We start from the raw sequence: 20,894 nt of genomic DNA, 5'->3' as shown, positions 1-20,894 counted from the left end.
AAGACCTCCTATCTTTTTATAATAATAGGCTTTTCAACTACTAATCCTACCTTACCATTTTTAACTGCTTTCACTAAAAATACATTAGAATATTGTTTATCATTATCATATACAAATTTTATAATCTTTGGAATTAAGTGCTTACGTCTTAATTCCATTAATACCTCATCTAATCTAGAGGATAAGAATAAAAAGTATAATGTTCCATTATCCTTTAAATTTCTTTCTATGGATTCTACTAAATTCTTTAAGGTTAATTCTCCCTCATGCTTCGCTATAGCCTTATAATTATTCTTTCCTTTATTATCCTCTTCGGTTTTAAAATATGGAGGATTACATATAATTATATCTACAGGATCATTTGTATAAGTAATAATATTTCCACAAATAATTTCATAATTATCAATATGATTTAATTCCATATTCTTGATTGCTAAATCACAGCCTCTTTGATTTAGCTCAAGTCCAATTAACTTTTTTGGATGAAATAAATTGGCATATAAAAGTAATGCTCCTTGATTTGTTCCCATATCTAGAACAATATCATTTCTATATATATTTAAAAATTCACCTAACACCATGGTATCAGTATTAATTCTTAGCATTTCATCATCCTGATACAATTCAATTTCAGGATGATTTGGCAAATAATCCTTTGTAATCATATAATCCTCTTTTTAAATAGTCTTCTTTAATATAATTTTATATTATTTTGTCTTGTTTTTCTATTATAATAAAAAATTAGCTTACCCAAGAATCCTCAGGTAAGCAAATTTTTAAATATTGAATCTGTTATCACTTTTGATTAAATCAACTAAATCTGTGAATTTTGCTGCAAAATCAAGCATATCTGTATCCGATAATTCTAAATTATCTAAGGATTCATCTTGAACATATTTTGCAGTAAAATAGCCTACTGTTGCACCATTTTTAATTGCTACAAATGTAGGAGATGGAATTCTTGGCATCATTGTATTTTCTACAACTGTCTCACTTGTAATTCCAGTTTTTTCTGCGATATTAAAATATTCAAGTCTATGATCTAGGCTTGTACCAGTTCTTAAATCTCCCTGACGGCCTAATTCATTTTCATATTTTAAATCAAAATTATAAATAACATCTAAACCTTTTTTCTTTGCTAAGGTATTTGCATAAGGGACAATGATTTGAGCATTCTTACACCAAGCACCACCAAGTAATACAATACCTGTTTCTAAATGCTCAAACATATCCATAAACTCTTCATAGCTTATTTCTTTAAAGACGTTTTTTTCATCTTTTAAATTTTTATATTCCTCACTATAAACCATATGCCTCTACTTCTCATTCTTATATTCTAAATAATCCTTATAAAGCTCTCTTCTATCCATATTAAAAAGCTTAGAGGCTTCTTTTATAGCCTCATTAGGCTTGTAGCCTAAGGATATAAGCTCTTCTATTTTTTCAAATGGATTTGCGTCAAGAGCCTTTGTGTCCTTATATCCTTCAACAATAAGGACCATTTCTCCCTTTAATCCTTCAATCTTTAAAACATCCTCAATGGTACCTCTAATATATTCTTCATAGGTTTTTGTTAATTCTCTTGCAAGACAAATATTTCTATTACCAAAAACTTCTAGCATATCTGTTAGAGTTTCCATAATTCTATGAGGTGCCTCATAAAAGATTATTGTATGCGGGATATATTTTAATTCATTAAGACTAGACATTCTTTTTGTCTTTTTAGAATCTAAAAATCCATAAAATGTATATGGCATAGGCGCAAGGCCTGAAGCAATTAAAGCACTAATACCTGCAGAAGCTCCAGGAATTGTAGATATAGCAAGTCCTCTTTTTGAGGCTTCTTCTACAATCTTATAGCCAGGATCAGAAATAACAGGTAAGCCTGCATCAGATATTAATGCAATTTTCATACCATCCTCAATTTCCTTTACAACATCTAATGTTTTTTCCTCTTGGTTAAATTCATGGTAGCTTTCTAGCTTTGTTGTAATATTATAATGCTTCAAAAGAACAAGGGAATTCCTTGTATCCTCTGCGTATATTTTATCTACGGATTTTAAAGTTTCTATCGCGCGCAATGAAAAATCCGATAAATTTCCAATCGGCGTTGCCACAAGATAAAGAATGCCCTTATCAGTGTTAAAACTTCTAGTTCTCATTAGTTTTTAATTATACGAATTGCCTTTTCTCTTAAATCACGCTCTGCATAAACGATAGAGATTAATTCTCTTCTCTTTTCAGCAGTGATTTCAAATACCTTCTGAATCTTCTCTAGGAATAATAATTCAGAAGTATTGTATAAATCGTCCTCCATAGAAATAGTAACTAGGTTAAGATAAACAACATTTCTTACAACCTGGTTTGCAGAAGCAAAGAAATTGATTGTATTTTCTACAGTATCAGCTAAACGGAAGGAGAATTCATCCTTAACTGCGTCAAGCTCTGCAATCATTTTTGTTAATACTCTCTTTTCTACATCAGTAGGCTCTCCATCGATATCTACCATGTAGATAGCTAAATCTAGGAATTTTAGCATTTCCTTCTTGTTTAATAAACTTAAAAACATAATACTCACTCCTTTGTATAATTATATATTTTTAGAACCTCATCGGTCCAAGTATTATCATCTTTATAAACATATAATGGTCCTTCAATTCTAAGTCCATCTACTGCACCATCTTTGATGCCTTCAATTAGAATATGATTACATTCCATACCCACCCTAGGATATACAAGCCTTAATCTTTTAGGCTCTATATGATATTTTTTAAATAATTCTAAGATTTCTGGTAATCTTTCTGGTCTATGTACTAAGGCAAATCTACCACGAGTATTTAATAATTTAGAAGCTTCTTTAATAATATCTTCTAATGTAGCTAAAATCTCATGACGAGCTATCGCTTTTGAATCCTTCGGATTAATTTGATGATTTCCAACCTTAAAGAAGGGGGGATTACATGTTACAACATCAAATTTAGATTTACCAATTTTATTTGAAATATCAATTAAATTATCATGGATAATTGTAATTTGATTTTCTAGCTTATTTACCTTAACGGAATCTATAGCTAAATTATAGGAATGCTCTTGTACCTCAACTCCAATAATATTTGCCTTACTTCTTAAAGATAAATATAAAGGAATTGGAGCATTACCTGTACATAAATCACAAATGCTTTTGCATCTTGCAGTAATGGATACAAAATCAGCTAATAGCATAGAATCAATAGAAAAATTAAAGGATTCTGTGTCTTGATATATTTTAATTAATTCTCTACCTAATAACTCATTGCAAACTATAGGCATCGAAATCTTCCTCTATTTCCTTCTTTTTCTTTTTATCCTTAGATGGAGTAAACTTTACCTCATCAAGCTTAAAATAGCCAAATTTATTATCTTCTCCAACGTATTTAACCTTTAGATTCTTATTTAATACATCACAGGTTAATACTTTAGCTGGACCATCTGGTGTTTCAACAATATCTCCAGTATCTGGAGCATATTTTCTAAGCTCAGTATATAATTCATTTTCATAATTAATACAGCATAATAATTTACCACAGTTACCACTAATCTTTACAGGATTTAAGCTTAAGTTTTGGTTTTTAGCCATTTTAACAGAAACATTATCAAACTGAGTAATAAATGTTTGGCAACAAACAATTAATCCACAAGGACCAATTCCACCAAATACCTTAGCTCCATCTCTAGATCCTACTTGTCTAAGCTCAATTCTTGTATGATAAATTTCAGCTAAATCCTTTACAAGCTCACGGAAGTCTACTCTTCCTTCGCTTTCAAAATAAATGATTAGCTTTGCTTGATCTAATGTATATTCAGCTTCTAAAACCTTCATTTCAAGGTTTTCCTTTTTCGCAAATTCCTTTGTTTTAGAAACAACCTCTGGCTCTAAAGCCTTATTCTTATTGTAATTCTTCAAATCCTCTTCTGTTGCGATTCTTACAACATCCTTAAGCTCTGGAATAGATTCATCCTCTTCTAAATCAAAAGGATCTCCAACACAGTATCCCATTTCAATACCACGAATGGTATTTACTACTACTGGTGTTTTATCCTTTAAATCTAAATTTGCTATCCCAAAAAAATATCTTTTACCAAGAGGCTTGAACTGTACCTTGGTTACCTTCATAACATCACCTTAAAAAACCTTCAATATAATTATATATTATTTTTAGCTAATATTTCAATTAAATGAATTTGAGTAATAAAGAATGGAATATATTCTTAGGTAAAACATTATAGCTTAATTCCTTAGAAAGTGTTAAGCACTCTTCAAGCTTATTCTTAACCTTATTTCCATACTTCTTATTATATTCTTGAATCTCTTTAGATAAAGGGGAAAGATGAGGGTTATCTAAATGAAATAGACAGTCCTCTAAAAAGCAAATCGTAAAATTTAGTAGCATATTCATACGATATACTTCTTGGAATACATTGACATATTTTGTATAAAACATAACTGTCATTTTTTCATTTTTAAGCTTTATCATTTCTAAGAATATTTCTTTTACAGCATAATAATCCTTACTCTTTTTTACCATTTTTTCAGCTATTTCTTTAATTAAGGCTTCTCCTTTATCTGGATTAGATAAAAGTAAGGCACTATAGCTTGCATCGCCTCTTAATTCCTCTAAAGGATTAGAATCTATATTCTTTACCATTTCAATAGCTTCATCAATATCATTTGTTAAAATGGATGAAAGTCTTGCGTCTAGCTCATCAATTCCTTCTTCTATTAAAGAGGATATTTCTTTTTCTTTAGAAATGGATGGGAAATGCTCAAGTATACATCTTGATTGAATTGTATTTACTACATTCGATAATTCATTAGCTAAAAAGATACCTACTGTAGGTGTTTGATTGATTGGCTCTTCAATAAATTTTAATAAGCTATTTTGAGCCGCACTTGTTGCGGTATCAATTCCATCTATAATATAAATTCTTGTACCTTCTACTAAAGAAGTCTTAGAAAATTCATCCTGCAAGGATGTAATTTGTTCTTTGGAGATTTTTGTTTTATCCTTTTGGATTCCTATATAATCCACATTCATATGGTTCCCCTCTAGAATTGTTTTACAAACATCGCAAGTCAAATCTCCACCATTAGGGCAGTATAAAAGACAGGATAGGGCATATGCCATTTCCTTTTTGCCAGTACCCTCCTCACCATAAAATAAATATGCATGAGACATACGGCCTTGGTCCTTTGCAGTTTTCAACATATTAAAGATACCAATTTGGTTATCTACTGCTCTTTTTACGTTCATAATTCACCTTTTTATGATATTTTTAAATAATCTAAAATTGCTTTAATACAATCCTTAGTAACCTCTTCTAAAGGCTTATTACCATCAATTCTTACAATGCGGTCAGGATACATTTCTAATACCTTGTGGTATCCTTCATATACTTTTTGATGGAAATCCATAGCTTCTAAATCTAAACGGTCCGCTTTTTCTCTTCCAGATAATCTTTTTAGTGCAACATCTGGAGTTACATCAATAAAGATAGTTAAATCTGGTAATTTATCTAAAGCAAAGCTATTTGCCTTTAATACATTATCCATACCAATTCCTCTTGCGTATCCTTGATAAGCTAAGCTAGAATCTAAGAATCTATCGCATAAAACAACCTTACCACTATTTAAAGCTGGAATAACTCTTTCATGTAAGTGCTGCATACGAGCAGCAGCATAAAGTAGGGTTTCTGTTTCGCTTGTCATTTCTGTATTATTAATATCCAAGATGATATTTCTAATTTGTTCTGCAATCTTAATACCACCTGGTTCTCTTGTTGAAATATAATCAATTCCCTTTTCATCAAATAAAGCCTTTACTGAGTTAATAATAGAAGTCTTTCCACTACATTCTCCACCTTCAAAGGTAATAAAGTTCTTTAGATTCATAATCATCACTCCATATCAGGTTTTATTATACAATAAAACATATCAAATTTAAAGAAAACTCTTAGGAAAAGAGAAAAAACAAAAGCCCTTCAAAATGAAGGACTTTATGTATTTATAACTAGTTTTTATGCATTTCTCTTACGGAAGAAGAAATAATATACACAGAAGCCAGCAAGTGCTACTAATGCAACGGAACCAAGCACGATACCTACGATTGCGCCTGCGCTTAAACCTGTAGAAGGTAGGGAATCATAGAATACTGCAAATGTAGAGAAATGAGTTGTAGTGAATGTAACCTTGCCATTAGCGAATGTAGCATTCATATCCACCTTTTCACCATTATCATTAATGTAGTATAGTTTAGCAACCTTACCATCTGGTGTAGCTTCATTATAATCGAAGGATACTGTAGCAGCACCATTAGCGAATGTAGAACCTGATAAAGATAATTCAACAACATAAGCAGCACCAGCCACTTCAGTTTCATTTACCTTAACAGTAAGAGTAACATCCTTACCAGCAATTTCATTTACTGCCGCATTATTGAATTCAATCTTTGTAGTACCAACATTGAATGTTGCAGTTGCATTTCCATCCTTTGCCTTAGCAAATACATTAGAAACTACAACACCATTCTTAGCTTCAGCTGGAGTGAAATCACCAATAGTCTGATCAATCTTACGATAAGCAATGATTGTCTGGTAAGACTGTAATTGATAATTATCAGTTAATTCAGCACCTGTATTTAATGTATCTAGATATAATGTGTATCCGGCTAAATTTACAACATGGTCTTCTGCATTTCCAATACCATTAACATGGATAATATAGTATTCTAATAAATCATCACCATCTTCATATCTCATCTTGTAAGATACCATAGAGTAATCACTAGAAATCTGAATAGTATTTCTAAATGCTTCGCACTCTTCTTGAGTGTTATAACCAAATAAATTAGCGTTTTGCTTAATTGCGATTAACTTTTGATAAGTTTCGAATACTTTAGCATTCTTAATCTTTAAAGCATAATTTAATTCATTTACTTCATAAGAAGATGAATAAGAGTTCTTGTCTCCACCCTTTGTTCTTAAGAATTCTTCACCAGCAAGCATGAAAGAAATTCCCTGAGATGTAAATACAACAGAGTTAGCTAATACAGCCATCTGGCCAATTGTCTTATTACCAACAATACCTGCAGCACTAATTCTATCCACAAGAGTATAGTTATCATGACAAGTTACATAAGTTAATGCCTGCCATGGCTCATTAGAAGCCTTTCTAATGAAATAATTAGCGTTTGCATCAAATGTATCATTAGAAGTTACCTTCTTATAATAATCACCATCTTCTACATAAATACCAGCTGCAACTTTTTCTGCAAAATTATCTGCAGTTACTGTTGCTGCAAGATATCTTGGGTAATCCTGTACGAAACCAGCAATACCATTTTGAAGTTCTGTCATATCAGCCTTAGATGCACCCTCACTCTGTAATTGATAGTAAACTGTACCAGCCTGATAACCATCTTCTAACTTAACTTCATTATAATTTAGACCATCTCTAGTATATAACTTAATCTTTGCAATTACCTTTTCAAATGCATCTTGGCTTCTTACGGCACTATTTGCTACATACTTTGTGCCAGCTGTAATCCAACCCTTAGCACCATCACTAGATAAACCACCCTTAATTAAAGAGTCTCTAATCTTATCATTAAAGCAACCATATTCTGTATACTTTAAAATATTATCCTGATATGCAAGTTTGCTTGTATCATACGCAGGTGTTCCACCAGCCCAAGGCTCACCGTATACTGTAATATATTCATTAACATTATCATGTAAGTTCTCACTTAGCTCATTCATTGTTTCGACGTCATGTAATCCCATTAAGTCAAAACGGAAACCACCAAGTTTATATTCCTTAGCCCAGAACTCAGTAGAATCAATCATAAACTTACGGAACATTGGCATATTCGATGCAGTTTCATTACCGCAACCAGAACCATTAGATAAGCTGCCATCTGCATTATATCTATAGTAATATCCAGGCATTAATACATCAAAGTTTGATCCAGAAGCTGCCATTACATGGTTGTATACAACGTCCATAATAATGTTAATACCAGCTTCATTATAAGCCTTAACTAACTCTTTGAATTCACGAATCTTCTCATATCCATCATATGGATTAGTAGAATATGAACCATCTAATGAATTATAGTTTAATGGATTATAACCCCAGTTAAATGAACGATTAATTTCATCATTATCAGAATCAAAGATAGGAATAATTTGTACAGCGTTAACACCTAATTCTTTAATATGATCGAAACCTGTCTTAACTGTAGTATCCTTTTCTGTATAAGTTGTTCCTTCTAAATAGAATCCCTTATAAGTCTTTGATAACTCTTCAGGTCCACCCCAAGTTGTAGATGATGTTAAATCTGCAATATGAGTTTCATATACAGTAAGATTAGTTGATTTATATTCATTAATGCTTACAGAATCCCAATTTAATTCTTCATTAATCTTATCAAAGTTAACAATCATACCTCTTCTACCATTAACACCAGTAGACTTAGCATATGGATCAACAATTTCTCTATTTTTGAAAGATGGATTTGTAACAACATATGTATAATACTTGCCATCTAAATCGCCTTCAACAGTTGTAGAGAATACACCCTTTTCACCAAGTGTCATATCATACTCAGTATAAGTATCATCACCTAATGAATCAGATACATCTGTTGGAGTACCATTTTCATAAATTCTTAATTTAACAGATGAAGAAATTGGAGTCCATACCTTAAATGTTGTAGAAGCCTTAGTGTAAATTGCACCAAGTTCTCCTGTATAAGTATAATTATCTGCAAATTCTTTTTCGCTGTATAAAGTTGATGTGTTTGCGATTGCATCAACAGAAACTTCAATAACAGAAGAATCTTCCTGTTCAACATCAAATGTCATTTCCATCTTATAAGGCATAGCTAAATCTGGGAATTCTGTTCCTAGATTATAAGATAATTCCATGCCGCTTACAGATACGTTTGGATCTGTATCTAATGTAAGAGATGTTAAAATTGGAGTCTCTCCCTTATATAATGTTAAATCCTTCCATTCTGTATTTGTCTTACAATACAATACATAATTACCTGTATTATCCTTTGTAATCTGTAAAGAATAGAATTTTGGTTGTACTACTCCTGGTTTTGTATACACTTCGCTATCTCCTTGTACCAAATAAACATGATAGTTACTCTTTGCATCTAATGTTAATTCATCTAAATTAACATATCTATCTGCATCTGTATCCTTGGCTGCCCATTCGCCCTTAACAACTAGAAAGCCAAATTCCTTAGTTGCAGATGTTGTGTAATCAAAAGTTGTATAGGCGAATCCTTTATCATCGGTTCCTTCCCATGCATACCAATTACCGTTTCCACTCTTTGGCCAAATCCACATATGGTTAAATGCGGTTTTATCGCCGTCGTAGTGGAATACTAACTTATTCTCTACATCACTATATCCTGCAGCGCTTACCTTGATGATATCAAATGCAGAGATAATTCCTATGAATGCAAAACAACCCATGATTGCTGCAATCATATATTTAACTAGCTTTTTCATCTTTTCCTCCTTGTTTTTGAATCGGTTTTACCGTTTTTATGCAAACGTTTACTGCATATTTAAATTATATCACACTATGACATTTCATTTAAAGAAAAAAAACGATATCTAAAAAAAGATATCATTTTTACGAAAATAATTAAATTATGTCTTTTTAAATCACTCTAGCATAGAACTTAGAAGCCATAAGTTCTTTGTCGCTAACCTCTTCTTTTATCTCATATTTTCCATCTTCTTGGAAGATAAAATACTTATATAGATTCTTTAAATCATGGTTAACTTTAAGCTGATTTAAGTTCTTATAATTGATATAAGCTCTATTCTCTAAAATAGAAACTAAATCAGAAACAATCGCAGTTGCGGTAGGGATAGAGCCTGCGCCCTTACCATAAAACATCAAGTCACTATTTGTAGAACCAGTAAATAATACTGCATTAAATTCATTCTTTACAGAGGCAAATGGGTGATTTAGTGGAACCATTGTAGGCTCAACACGAATCAATACCTCATTCTCTTCGTTTTTCATAGAGGATGCTACAAATTTTAAGGCATAGCCTTCCTTCTTAATAATATCTAGGATTTCTTTATTAACTCCTGTAATACCATAGTGGTAAATATCATCATTAGAAATATTACCCTTAAATGCTAGTGAGGATAAAATATTAATCTTTCTTACAATATCTAATCCCTCTAAATCGGCAGTAGGATTAGCTTCTGCAAAGCCATTTTTCTTTGCTAAGAATAAAGCATCCTCAAAAGATAGGTTATCCTCATCCATTCTTGTTAGGATATAGTTTGTTGTACCATTTAATATTGCAAAAATATCATTAACATCATTTACCTTTAAATTATCGATTAGAGTACGAATAACAGGAATTCCTCCACCTGCAGATGCTTCAAAGCAAAAGGAACAATTATTTTCGTGTGCTAAATTAATGAATTCCTCTAAATGATTCGATACTACCTCTTTATTGGCTGTAATTACACTTTTACCATTTTTTAAGCATCCAATAATTACTTCATAAGGTACATCATGTCCACCTAATACCTCAACAACACAATCAATATCCTTATCGTTAATAATATCATAAATATCTGTAACTAGCTTATCTCCAAGCTGTTCTTTTTTTATAGGTAAATCAAATACCTTTGGGATGGAAACATTATAAGATTTATCTAATCCTTCTACTAATGTATATACTCCCCTACCAATAGTACCATATCCAAATAATCCTAATTTCATAAGACATACCACCTCAATTAAAACTTGCCTTTAGTATATCAGTTTTACTATACCATTTCAATATGAAATCCTTTACATAAAAACAGGTGTACGACTATGAAAAACAGATATGGGTATTGTCCATATCTGTAGTCCATATCATATATTTTTATTTTACAAAGACAAATTGTCCTTCAAAAATATCTTTATTTTCTATAGCTAAAGTAATAGATTCCTTATATGCTTCTTTGCTTTTAATCATATTCTTTGTCCCTGTAAGCTTTAGAATTAGCTTATCATTTACAAGCTCTCTATCTACTACCTTAAATAGCTTATTCTTTAATTTCTTTTTATGTATCTAGTCCCTTAAACTGAGTTTCATATAGCTTTCTATATACACCATTTATAGCTAAAAGCTCTTTATGTGTACCTTCTTCTACTACATGTCCCTTATCAAGTACTATAATTCTATTGGCATCTTGGATTGTAGATAATCTATGGGCAATGATAATGGATGTTCTATTTGCCATAAGCTTAACCATGGCATCCTGAACCTTCTTTTCTGTTCTTGTATCTACAGATGAGGTTGCTTCATCTAAAATTAAAATTCTAGGATCAGCTAAAACTGCTCTAGCTATAGTAAGTAGCTGCCGCTGACCTTGGCTTATGTTGGTTGCACCTTCGGTTAAGATTGTTTTCTTTCCATCTGGTAAATTGTTGATGAAAGAATCACAATTCGCGAATGTTAGTGCAAAATCAACCTCTTCATCAGTTGCATCCTTTTTGCCATATTTTACATTATTCTCAATGGTATCACCAAATAATACAGGATCTTGTAAAACAATAGAAATTGCATCTCTTAAATCCTTTTTAGAAATATCTAAGGTGTCTTTCCCATCGATTAGGATTTTACCACTATTTGGATCATAATATCTTAATAGTAGATTTACGATAGTGGTTTTACCACTACCTGTTGCACCTACAAGTGCAACCTTGTGGCCACTATCTACATGCATAGAGAAATCCTTTAATACAAGCTCGTTTTCTTCATATCCAAAATCGATATGTAAAAAATCAATCTCACCTTTAACATCATCATATTTAAATTCTAGTGTACCATTGAAGTTTTCTACTTCCTCATCCATTACACTAAATACTCTCTCTGCACCTGCAAGTGCTGTAACAATGGATGAATAAAGCATTGCAACCTCATTAATAGGTCTTGTGAACTGCTTTGTAGTAGTTAAAAACATAATAACTATTGCGATAGTTAATGGCTCACCATAGATTGTTCCACCAATACCATGAACAATAAATAATGCTCCACAAATACAAACCAAGAAATATCCTATATTTCCAATAAAGTTCATGATAGGTCCCATAGATGAGCCTAATACCTGAGCTTTAATCGCTGTATGCGTAAAATCATCACTATATTTAGAGAATTCTTCTATAGCTATAGCCTCATGATTATTTGTTATTACCGTTTTATAGCCTGTAACCATTTCTTCCGTTTGAGTATTTAATGCTCCAAGTACTCCTTGCTGTTTTACAAATAGAGGTCTTGCATATTTACTCATTAGCTTTGTGTAGATTAATGTAAGAATTAATACAACAAAGGAAATTAAAGTTAATAGTGGAGAATGCCAAAGCATTACACCTAAGCATCCCAAAATAGTTAATACACCACTAATTAATGAAGTAATGGATGAAGATATTACATTAGAAATATTATCTACATCATTTGTCATTCTAGATAATAAATCTCCATGGAAATGAGAATCTAGATAAGATATAGGTAAATATACGATCTTTTCAAATAAATCATTTCTCATTTTTCTAACTGTTTTAGCAGCTAAAAATGCTCCAAATAAGGATGATAAATATAAGAATACACAATATACAACATAAGTAATTAATAATGACCATAAGGAATAATAAAACGATGCCTCGTTAGGCTCCCTCACCCAGGCTTTTGCCTCACTATTATATGTACCTAATGCTCCTGCAACATCTTTAATTAATACACTAGAATATATTCCTGCAGCAGTATATATAAGAGCAACAATTAGTAATGCTATAACTAATACCTTAGAATGCATTAAATAGCCAAATAATCTTTTAATTGTTACCTTTGTATTCTTTGGCTTTTCTTTTGCTCTTGTAAATCTAGCACCAGGCCCTCTCATTGGGGCGCCATTACCCTTCATTGCACTTTTTACTTTTTCACGGGAGTTATTTGCTTCACTCATATTACTCTTCCTCCCTCTTTAGCTGTGATAAATAGATATCCTTATACACTAATGAATTTTCCATTAATTCATCATGTGTACCAAAGGATTCAATTACTCCTTTATCAAGCACTAATATTCTATCTGCATTCTTTGCAGTTGCAATTCTTTGAGCAACAATAATTTTTGTAACATAAGATAAATCTGCCTTCATAGCCTGATAAAGCTTAGCTTCGGTTACTAAATCCAGTGCACTTGTAGAATCATCAAAAATTAAAATCTCTGGCTTACGTAAAATAGCTCTTGCGATAGACATTCTTTGTTTTTGTCCACCAGAAAGCGAGGTTCCCTTTTCTGTTACTACCTCTTGGTAGCCCTCATCCTTACCTAAAATGAATTCTTCTGCCTGAGCTACTCTTGCAGCCCATTTAATTTCATCTAATGTAGCATCCGGTTTACCGAAGGCTATGTTATCTTCAATAGTTCCAGCAAAGAGCTCTGCCTTTTGTAAGCAGATTGCTACAATTTTGTGTAAATCTTCCTTTTTATATTCTTTTACATCATGACCATTAATATAAACAGTACCTGATTTTGTATCAAATAGTCGAACCATTAGATTTACTAAGGTAGATTTACCACAGCCAGTAGATCCTACTACCGCAATAGTTTCTCCCTTTTTTACTTTGAAATTTAAATCCTTTAATATATCCTCCTTAGCACCAGGATATCCAAAGGATACATGTTCAAAAGAAATTGTTCCCTTATCCTTATCTTCAATTAATGCTATATCTAAATTACCATCTATAAGCTCTAGCTTTTCATCTAATACCTCATTAATACGAGATGCAGATGCATAAGCTCTTGCAATCATAGTAAATGTCATACCAAGCATTAATAAGGACATACAAATCATTGTAATATAGGTGATTGCTTGAGTAATTTGTCCAACCATTAATGTTGGAGTAATACCATTTTTAAATGCATCTACAATTACTGTTCCACCCATATAATAAATAATGATTTGTCCACCATATACTATTAAGTTTAATAATGGAGATAGGAATGCTGTAATTTTAGATACAAATAATACTTTTTCTGTATAATCATAATTTACACCAACAAAACGATTATATTCATATTGCTCCTTAGAAAATGCCTTAACAACTCTAGAGCCCTGTACATTTTCTAATACTACAGTATTTACCTTATCTAGCTTATCCTGAATCTTTTTAAATACAGGGAATAAAATTGCCATAAATATAATCATTAAAACTATTTCTAAAGGAAGAACTACTAAAAGAACTCCTCCAAAGTTTTTGGATATGCTTAAAGTAAAAATAATACCCAATACAAAGAAGGAAGCACTTCTTATTAATCCTCTTAAGCACATAGCAATCATATTTTGTATTTGAGTAATATCATTGGTTACTCTAGTAACTAATGAGCCTGTTTTAAATTTATCTGCTTGATGTATGGATAAATCCATAATCTTAGTAAATACAGCTTTTCTTAAATCATTACCAAATTTATAACAGCTTATATTTGTAAATATATTGGAAAGCATACCACCAGCTACGCCTAAAACTAATATACCAATCATAATTAAGCCATAATGAATAATATTATCCATAGATCCTATAGAAATGCCATCATCTACCATTAATTGCATATATTTCGTTAAAAACATATCCATGCCAACTTCTATAATCATAAATATAGGAGCAAGTATTGCGATATACCAGTATTTCTTCATGTATCTTAATAATCTAAACATAAGAAATTCTCCCTTACTTTAAAGCATAATTTAAAGGTAAAAAATAATCACAAAGCTCATAATCTAAAAATAGATGTCTTAAATTGGATGTATCCTCTACTCCTAAAACCTTTATACCTTGGCCTTTAGCCCCTAAAATTGCATGAGTAGAATCTTCAATTACTAATACATCTTCCACTTTAAAGCCTTCTTTAGAAATAAGAGATATAAAGCCTGTACCATCTTGCTTACTCAAGCATAATTCAGACCCAGAATATATATTATCAAAATAATCTTTAATACCTAAAGCATCTAAAGACGCTTCAAGTAGTGCCATAGATGTTGCAGAATATAATATTACCTTGCCTATACTCTTAAGCTTTTCTAATAATGATAATGCATTAGGCTTTAATCTTTGATTTACATAAGACTTTTTTACATATGTATTCATTTCACCTATAACCTGAAACAAGGTTAAATTTGGTAAATAGTTTGCTTGAATATAGCTTGCTGCATCTCTATTGGTCATTGTAATTACTTTAGAATCTATATCCTCACATACCTTACAGCCCTTTTCTTTTAAAAAACTACTACAAGTATGTGCCCACATTTCCATAGAAGAAATAATAGTACCATCATAATCTACAATAAATAATTTGTAATCTTGAAAAGGAATATCTTTTTCTACATATTGATAAGCTAATCTTTCAGAATGATTCTTATCATTTAAATGAATAATACCACAATATTTAAATCCTCGATTTAATATTGCATTTTGCATAATGATATTATCCTTATGGGTATCTATTCTTACATTTTTGCATCTTGCCTTTGCAAAATTAGATATTGCATGGAATATACCTTTAGCGGATTTCTTCTTTGCAACCATATGAATAGTTACATAATCTTCATCATTTAACCATGCACCTTCAATTTCATTATAGGTATCATCAATACCGAAAATTAAAGCGAAGCATGCAACAACACTATTTAAATCATTATCCCATATATCATAAAAATTACCATTAGATATATGATTTAATATCATCTCTTTTGTTGGATGGTGATCGATAGTCCACTGGTTTTTATTCCCAGATTCTGCCATGAACTTCATTGCAGAGTCATAAATATCTAAATAGTCTGATATATATTTAATATCTCCCTTACGTATTTTCATAAATACTCCTAATCACTATAATTCATATCCAAATTAATATAAACATTATAATCTGGATATTCCTCTTTAACCTTACTTGTTACTTCATCTATAAAAGATTTCTTATCTTTAATTGTAAAATCCACTAATATATCAAAGGACATATTTTTCATGTCATCATCAGCAAATAATCCATGAAATCCTAATGTACCAGGATAGGATTTTATGATTTCTCTTATCTTTTCATATTTTTCTTTATCCTTTTTATTTACTGCATAAATACCTACAGTCATCATAATATGGAATTCTTCCATCAATTTTATTTGAATTTGCATCGTTAGCTTATGAATCTCTTCTGCAGTTAAATTAGAATCAATTTCAACATGCAAAGAACCAATTGCATTTTCTGGGCCGTAATTATGTAATAATAAATCATAAGTACCTAATACACCAGGAATCTCATTTACACTCTTTTTAATTGCTACAGTAATAGCTGCATCTGGTCTTTTTCCCATAACATGAGAAATTCCTTCAAATAGTGCTTCAAGGCCTGCTTTAATAATAAAGATAGAAATTAATACACCAATCCAACCATCAATATTGACATTCCAAATAAGGAATACTCCAATAGAAACTAATGTGGCAATAGAAATAATAGAATCCATTAATGCATCTGTACCGGATGCAACTAAGGATTCAGAATTATATTTTTTACCACGAGCGCGTGTAAATAATCCTAAAGCAATTTTAACTACAATTGCAGATCCTACAACTACTGCAGTAACCCATGTAAATTCAACATCCTCTGGGTGAATAATCTTTTGGATTGCCTCATAGCAGGCAGTTGCTCCTGTAGCTAGAATAATCGCTGCAATAATAATGGTAGAAAAGTATTCAATTCTACCAAAGCCATAAGGGTGCTTCTTTGTTGGTTTTTTCTTAGATAGCTTCACTCCAATAATTGTAATAATTGAAGATATGGCATCACTTAAACTATTAATTGCATCAAAAATTACAGATACTGCACCAGCAATTAAACCAACAATTGCTTTACCTACTGCAAGTAATACATTCGCAAGTATTCCAATAATACCTGTTTCTGTAATCTTTTTTTCTCTTATAGATACTTCTCTCATAGAAACCTCCAAAACGCACATTTTATATAATATATAAGAATTATATCACATCTATATTTTAGAACAAAAACAATATGAAATATAAATGTAACAAAAAGAAAACGTTTTGTTTTCTATAATAAATTACAGATTATAAAAAAGCGTGTTATACTCATTTTAGGTGATAATTGTGACAAAGGATTTAACTTTAGGAAAGCCAAGTAAGGTTATATGGATGTTTTGTCTTCCCTTATTTGCTTCTGTAATATTTCAACAATTATATAGCATTGCAGATTCCTTAGTTGCAGGAAGAATGTTAGAGGATGGAGAGTCTGCACTAGCTGCCATTGGAAACTCTTATGAGATTACCCTAGTCTATTTAGCATTCGCATTCGGATGTAATATGGGCTGTTCTGTCATTGTATCTAGATTCTTTGGACAAAAAGCAATTAATAAAGCGAAAACCTCTATTTATACTGCTTTAATTACTACAACAATAACCTGCGTAATATTAATGATTATAGGATTAACCTTAGGTGAGGCTATATTAAAATTAATAAAAACTCCTGAAAGCTTAATCCAAGATTCTAAGTTATATCTAGATATATATACCTATGGTTTATTATTTGTATTTATATATAACCTATGTACAGGTATATTTGCCGCATTTGGTGATTCTAAAACACCATTTATCTTCTTAGCTATATCTTCTATATGTAATGTAGGAATGGATATATTATTTGTTAAAGCATTTCATATGGGTATTGAAGGAGTTGCTTGGGCAACATTTATTTGCCAAGGAGTATCTGCAATACTATCCTTTATTATAGTTATCATAAGATTAAAAAGGCTTAAGCCTTTCGATAATGATATAGATAAGGTTAAGCCATATGATTTTAGAATGCTTAAGGTAATGCTTGTTATTGCAATACCATCTATTTTGCAGCAATCCTTTGTTTCTATTGGTAATATTGCAATACAAAGCGTAATTAATTCCTTCGGGGAAGCCACTATGGCAGGTTACTCTGCTGTAATTAAACTACAAAACCTAGTAATTACTGGCTTAACTACCCTAAGTAATGGTATATCAAATTACACAGCCCAAAACCTTGGAGCTGGTAAAAAAGAAAGAATCCGACCAGGATTCCTAGCCGGATTTAAATTGACATTAGTATTAATTATTCCTTTTTCCATTCTATATTTCTTCTTAGGAGGATATATAGTACAAATCTTCTTAGAGAAGAATACATCAGAAGAAGCCATTTCCGTTGCGAATAATTTCTTACATATTATTGCACCATTTTATTTCTTGGTTGCTACGAAATTAATTGCAGATGGTGTAATAAGAGGATATGCAAAAATGGGATTCTTTATGATTGATACCTTCTTAGATTTAGGATTAAGAGTAGGTTTAGCATTCCTATTCCCATATGCATTCCATATGGGCTCTAATGGTATATGGATTAGTTGGCCAATTGGTTGGGGATTATCCATGCTTCTTGCAATAATCTTCTATATTTTTGTAACAAAACCCAAAAAAGAAATCATACTAGCGTAATAAAGGTGGAGCCAAAAGCTCCACCTTATTTGTTATTTCTTCTTCTTTTGATTTTCTACTTCTTCCTTACAAAGCTTTTCAAGTAGCTTTGTAGATACAAAGTCATCTTGGAATACAAGATTATTATTAGAATCAATTCTAGCTGCCTTTTGTACACAAGCACCCTTCGCAATTAATTTTAAAATCAATTCTGGATTCCACTTTCTACTACCATTAGATATTTCTGATAATATCTTTCTCGCATTTACAGGTGCATCCTCTAAAAGTGCATATTCTGCAAATCCATCATCTGTTAAGATATCATTTACATAAAGCTTTCCACAAGCCTTTTTTAAATTATCCCAATTAGTAATTAAATTTTCATTGGCCTCTTTAAATGGAGATGCCTTATATCCACCAAGTGGCATATAGCTTGATTTAGATAATACTTCAATATAATTGAAATTATTAATTGCTAATACCTGATATGTATTTAAAACCTTTTTACCCTTATCAAAGGCATTAATCATTGCCTTTGTTGGTCTAATATCATTTTCAAGTAGATATTCCTCATATTCAATTAAGGCAATCTCTTGATTATCCTTTGCCTTTTTCTTTTCATATAAGAATTCTAATCTTCTATCTGCAATTTGAGTAGGCTTACCTGTCATAACATAATCCATAGAGCACCCAAAGCGCTTAGTGATGGCATAAATGCCTTCTGTTGTTGGCTTTTGTGTGCCTTTTTTTATTTGCTTAAGCTCACTCTCATTACATTTAAATAGCTCACAAGCTTCCTTATCTGTTAGGTTTGAGCCTTCAATTATTTTAACAAAAACATTATCCATAAGAATCCTCCAACGTAATTATTAAAATAATTATAACACAATTATTATAAGGTTTTCTATATATTTTATAGTGATTAAAAAAGCCAGCTACAATGTAGCCAGCTTAAAAACTATTCAAATCCATATCCAAGTGGAGTAAGAACGAATCTTGCCATCTTGAAATATTGCTTACCAAATGGAATACCAATAATGGTAATACAGAATAAAACTCCTGTTAAGAAATAACCAATTGCACTTTCAATACCACCAAATATTATCCATAAAATGTTTAAGAAAATCTTAAAGCCTGTAACCTTTTGTGGTGTAACTGTCTTACCAAATGGCCATATTACAAATTTACCAACCTTAAATAATTGAAGTCCAACAGGAATACCAATAATCGTTACACACCATAGGGCTCCTGCGATAAATGAGCTAATTGCCCAGAATAATCCACCAAAGATAATCCAAAGAATATTTCCTAATACCTTCATAATAAATCCTCCCTTAACTAATAAATTCACTAACAGTTCCTGTTAATGAAAAATATAGCTCCATTGCATCATTATATTCACTAATCATAAAGGATGAAGTTGATTTAGATGAGTTAGTATACTCACAAGTATAGAACTTATCTCCAAACTTTTCTACAGTATAAAACTTCTTAGTGCCTAATACATTCATTAATAATAAAACCTTAGAATCAGAATCCTTAGATGCATCAGGTAATTCAATATATAAGAAGGATCCTTTTTCATCCTTATAGCTTTTAATGAATAAATTCTTATATCCTTCTGGAGTTGGCATTTTAGATACAAAGCCAATGGCATCTATTGTTCTTTCAATAAATACCTTAGCAGTATCATCATTATCCATAATATTATCTGGAATTTGTCCCATCATGAATAGCTTACTGATTAAATTGTAAAAATATGCATTAAATGTAGCTCCTGGTATATTTTGCATAACAATTACCTTAAAGCATCTTCCATAAATTTATTCTTTAATCTTTCATATTCATCAAAAGATATTGCTCCCCTATCATATAATTCCTTAGCCTTTAAAAGCTTATCTGCAGATGAAATGAAATCACTATCTGGTGTAGGTACATCATTATATTCTGCATCTACTACGTTACTTCTAGATTCATTTAAATACTTTGCAATAATGTCATTCATCTTATCAGCTAAGGCCATATTGGATGCACTACCAATAAAACCATATTCTGTTGCAAGCTGAACTAAATTAGGTTCAACTTGAGTGAATACTGTTTGAAATCTTGCAAAAGATGTAGTACGGAATAAGCCAGTATTTTCTACTACCATATCCTTATATGCAAAATTAAGTACAAACTTATTCTTTTCTAAATACTCTTTTCTTCTAATATCAAATACATTTGGCATATTCACTACCTTGTCCATTAATTCAACAAAGTTGATTTTTCCTTCAAATTTAATTGTTTTTGTCAATACCTGTCCCATAATATAACCTC

19 protein-coding genes are annotated in these 20,894 nt (G+C 31.2%); 1 reads left to right on the top strand and 18 read right to left on the bottom strand.

The window, feature by feature from the left end; genetic code table 11:
* Positions 1–8: 8 nt before the first annotated feature.
* The 14 genes from EI71_RS00765 to EI71_RS00700 form a co-directional block, all read right to left on the bottom strand.
* Positions 9–665: a tRNA1(Val) (adenine(37)-N6)-methyltransferase gene (locus EI71_RS00765; RefSeq protein ID WP_119015337.1), complete on the bottom strand. Its 657-nt coding sequence runs from the start codon at positions 663–665 to the stop codon at positions 9–11.
* Positions 666–776: 111 nt separating this feature from the next.
* Positions 777–1,310, bottom strand: a complete 534-nt coding sequence (locus EI71_RS00760) for a hypothetical protein (RefSeq protein ID WP_119015336.1) — start codon at positions 1,308–1,310, stop codon at positions 777–779.
* A gap of 6 nt (positions 1,311–1,316) precedes the next feature.
* The gene (rsmI, locus tag EI71_RS00755) at positions 1,317–2,162 is read right to left on the bottom strand and encodes a 16S rRNA (cytidine(1402)-2'-O)-methyltransferase (protein ID WP_119015335.1); all 846 of its coding nucleotides are present in this window, start codon (positions 2,160–2,162) and stop codon (positions 1,317–1,319) included.
* The gene (locus tag EI71_RS00750) at positions 2,162–2,569 is read right to left on the bottom strand and encodes a hypothetical protein (protein ID WP_119015334.1); all 408 of its coding nucleotides are present in this window, start codon (positions 2,567–2,569) and stop codon (positions 2,162–2,164) included. The genes rsmI and EI71_RS00750 overlap by 1 nt, the downstream gene beginning before the upstream one ends.
* Before the next feature lie 5 nt (positions 2,570–2,574).
* A complete protein-coding gene (locus tag EI71_RS00745; protein ID WP_162849633.1) occupies positions 2,575–3,309 on the bottom strand; it encodes a tRNA1(Val) (adenine(37)-N6)-methyltransferase in 735 nt (244 codons plus the stop codon).
* Positions 3,290–4,153 carry a PSP1 domain-containing protein gene (locus EI71_RS00740; RefSeq protein WP_162849632.1) on the bottom strand — a complete coding sequence of 288 codons (864 nt, stop codon included), beginning with the start codon at positions 4,151–4,153 and terminating at the stop codon, positions 3,290–3,292. The genes EI71_RS00745 and EI71_RS00740 overlap by 20 nt, the downstream gene beginning before the upstream one ends.
* 58 nt (positions 4,154–4,211) lie before the next feature.
* The gene (locus EI71_RS00735) at positions 4,212–5,291 is read right to left on the bottom strand and encodes a hypothetical protein (RefSeq protein WP_119015331.1); all 1,080 of its coding nucleotides are present in this window, start codon (positions 5,289–5,291) and stop codon (positions 4,212–4,214) included.
* Between the two features lie 11 nt (positions 5,292–5,302).
* Complete coding sequence (tmk, locus tag EI71_RS00730) at positions 5,303–5,929, bottom strand: dTMP kinase (protein ID WP_119015330.1); 627 nt, start codon at positions 5,927–5,929, stop codon at positions 5,303–5,305.
* A gap of 125 nt (positions 5,930–6,054) precedes the next feature.
* Positions 6,055–9,561 (bottom strand): type I pullulanase, encoded by a 3,507-nt coding sequence (locus tag EI71_RS00725; RefSeq protein ID WP_119015329.1) that lies wholly within the window; start codon positions 9,559–9,561, stop codon positions 6,055–6,057.
* 154 nt (positions 9,562–9,715) lie between these two features.
* Complete coding sequence (locus EI71_RS00720; RefSeq protein ID WP_119015328.1) at positions 9,716–10,804, bottom strand: homoserine dehydrogenase; 1,089 nt, start codon at positions 10,802–10,804, stop codon at positions 9,716–9,718.
* A 329-nt stretch (positions 10,805–11,133) separates the two neighbouring features.
* Positions 11,134–13,035, bottom strand: a complete 1,902-nt coding sequence (locus tag EI71_RS00715) for an ABC transporter ATP-binding protein (protein WP_119015327.1) — start codon at positions 13,033–13,035, stop codon at positions 11,134–11,136.
* Position 13,036: 1 nt separating this feature from the next.
* Complete coding sequence (locus EI71_RS00710) at positions 13,037–14,788, bottom strand: ABC transporter ATP-binding protein (protein WP_119015326.1); 1,752 nt, start codon at positions 14,786–14,788, stop codon at positions 13,037–13,039.
* Positions 14,789–14,801: 13 nt separating this feature from the next.
* Positions 14,802–15,944 carry an HAD family hydrolase gene (locus tag EI71_RS00705; protein ID WP_119015325.1) on the bottom strand — a complete coding sequence of 381 codons (1,143 nt, stop codon included), beginning with the start codon at positions 15,942–15,944 and terminating at the stop codon, positions 14,802–14,804.
* A gap of 8 nt (positions 15,945–15,952) precedes the next feature.
* The gene (locus EI71_RS00700; RefSeq protein WP_162849631.1) at positions 15,953–17,059 is read right to left on the bottom strand and encodes a cation diffusion facilitator family transporter; all 1,107 of its coding nucleotides are present in this window, start codon (positions 17,057–17,059) and stop codon (positions 15,953–15,955) included.
* A 169-nt stretch (positions 17,060–17,228) separates the two neighbouring features.
* On the opposite strand from EI71_RS00700, the gene EI71_RS00695 reads away from it, so the two are divergent.
* Positions 17,229–18,596, top strand: a complete 1,368-nt coding sequence (locus EI71_RS00695) for an MATE family efflux transporter (protein WP_119015323.1) — start codon at positions 17,229–17,231, stop codon at positions 18,594–18,596.
* Positions 18,597–18,628: 32 nt separating this feature from the next.
* Here the strand turns inward: EI71_RS00695 and EI71_RS00690 are convergent, their stop codons facing one another.
* From EI71_RS00690 to EI71_RS00675, 4 genes are all read right to left on the bottom strand, one after another.
* Positions 18,629–19,423 carry a hypothetical protein gene (locus EI71_RS00690; RefSeq protein WP_119015322.1) on the bottom strand — a complete coding sequence of 265 codons (795 nt, stop codon included), beginning with the start codon at positions 19,421–19,423 and terminating at the stop codon, positions 18,629–18,631.
* A gap of 110 nt (positions 19,424–19,533) precedes the next feature.
* Complete coding sequence (locus tag EI71_RS00685) at positions 19,534–19,896, bottom strand: YccF domain-containing protein (protein WP_119015321.1); 363 nt, start codon at positions 19,894–19,896, stop codon at positions 19,534–19,536.
* A gap of 13 nt (positions 19,897–19,909) precedes the next feature.
* On the bottom strand, positions 19,910–20,368 hold the full coding sequence (locus EI71_RS00680; RefSeq protein WP_119015320.1) for a hypothetical protein: 459 nt from the start codon (positions 20,366–20,368) through the stop codon (positions 19,910–19,912).
* Positions 20,369–20,373: 5 nt separating this feature from the next.
* Positions 20,374–20,883, bottom strand: a complete 510-nt coding sequence (locus EI71_RS00675) for an SHOCT domain-containing protein (protein WP_119015319.1) — start codon at positions 20,881–20,883, stop codon at positions 20,374–20,376.
* Positions 20,884–20,894: the final 11 nt, after the last annotated feature.

The organism is Anaeroplasma bactoclasticum, assembly GCF_003550015.1.
GTDB lineage: Bacteria > Bacillota_I > Bacilli_A > Acholeplasmatales > Anaeroplasmataceae > Anaeroplasma > Anaeroplasma bactoclasticum.
Note: the sequence above shows the minus strand (reverse complement) of the source record. Positions and strands in the feature narration are given on the sequence as shown.

What these genes read in the sequence shown, in the direction of transcription:
- EI71_RS00765 (WP_119015337.1), bottom strand. Translation starts at nt 665, where the DNA reads ATGATTACAAAGGATTATTTGCCAAATCATCCTGAAATTGAATTGTAT.
- EI71_RS00760 (WP_119015336.1), bottom strand. Translation starts at nt 1,310, where the DNA reads ATGGTTTATAGTGAGGAATATAAAAATTTAAAAGATGAAAAAAACGTC.
- rsmI (WP_119015335.1), bottom strand. Translation starts at nt 2,162, where the DNA reads ATGAGAACTAGAAGTTTTAACACTGATAAGGGCATTCTTTATCTTGTG.
- EI71_RS00750 (WP_119015334.1), bottom strand. Translation starts at nt 2,569, where the DNA reads ATGTTTTTAAGTTTATTAAACAAGAAGGAAATGCTAAAATTCCTAGAT.
- EI71_RS00745 (WP_162849633.1), bottom strand. Translation starts at nt 3,309, where the DNA reads ATGCCTATAGTTTGCAATGAGTTATTAGGTAGAGAATTAATTAAAATA.
- EI71_RS00740 (WP_162849632.1), bottom strand. Translation starts at nt 4,153, where the DNA reads ATGAAGGTAACCAAGGTACAGTTCAAGCCTCTTGGTAAAAGATATTTT.
- EI71_RS00735 (WP_119015331.1), bottom strand. Translation starts at nt 5,291, where the DNA reads ATGAACGTAAAAAGAGCAGTAGATAACCAAATTGGTATCTTTAATATG.
- tmk (WP_119015330.1), bottom strand. Translation starts at nt 5,929, where the DNA reads ATGAATCTAAAGAACTTTATTACCTTTGAAGGTGGAGAATGTAGTGGA.
- EI71_RS00725 (WP_119015329.1), bottom strand. Translation starts at nt 9,561, where the DNA reads ATGAAAAAGCTAGTTAAATATATGATTGCAGCAATCATGGGTTGTTTT.
- EI71_RS00720 (WP_119015328.1), bottom strand. Translation starts at nt 10,804, where the DNA reads ATGAAATTAGGATTATTTGGATATGGTACTATTGGTAGGGGAGTATAT.
- EI71_RS00715 (WP_119015327.1), bottom strand. Translation starts at nt 13,035, where the DNA reads ATGAGTGAAGCAAATAACTCCCGTGAAAAAGTAAAAAGTGCAATGAAG.
- EI71_RS00710 (WP_119015326.1), bottom strand. Translation starts at nt 14,788, where the DNA reads ATGTTTAGATTATTAAGATACATGAAGAAATACTGGTATATCGCAATA.
- EI71_RS00705 (WP_119015325.1), bottom strand. Translation starts at nt 15,944, where the DNA reads ATGAAAATACGTAAGGGAGATATTAAATATATATCAGACTATTTAGAT.
- EI71_RS00700 (WP_162849631.1), bottom strand. Translation starts at nt 17,059, where the DNA reads ATGAGAGAAGTATCTATAAGAGAAAAAAAGATTACAGAAACAGGTATT.
- EI71_RS00690 (WP_119015322.1), bottom strand. Translation starts at nt 19,423, where the DNA reads ATGGATAATGTTTTTGTTAAAATAATTGAAGGCTCAAACCTAACAGAT.
- EI71_RS00685 (WP_119015321.1), bottom strand. Translation starts at nt 19,896, where the DNA reads ATGAAGGTATTAGGAAATATTCTTTGGATTATCTTTGGTGGATTATTC.
- EI71_RS00680 (WP_119015320.1), bottom strand. Translation starts at nt 20,368, where the DNA reads ATGCAAAATATACCAGGAGCTACATTTAATGCATATTTTTACAATTTA.
- EI71_RS00675 (WP_119015319.1), bottom strand. Translation starts at nt 20,883, where the DNA reads ATGGGACAGGTATTGACAAAAACAATTAAATTTGAAGGAAAAATCAAC.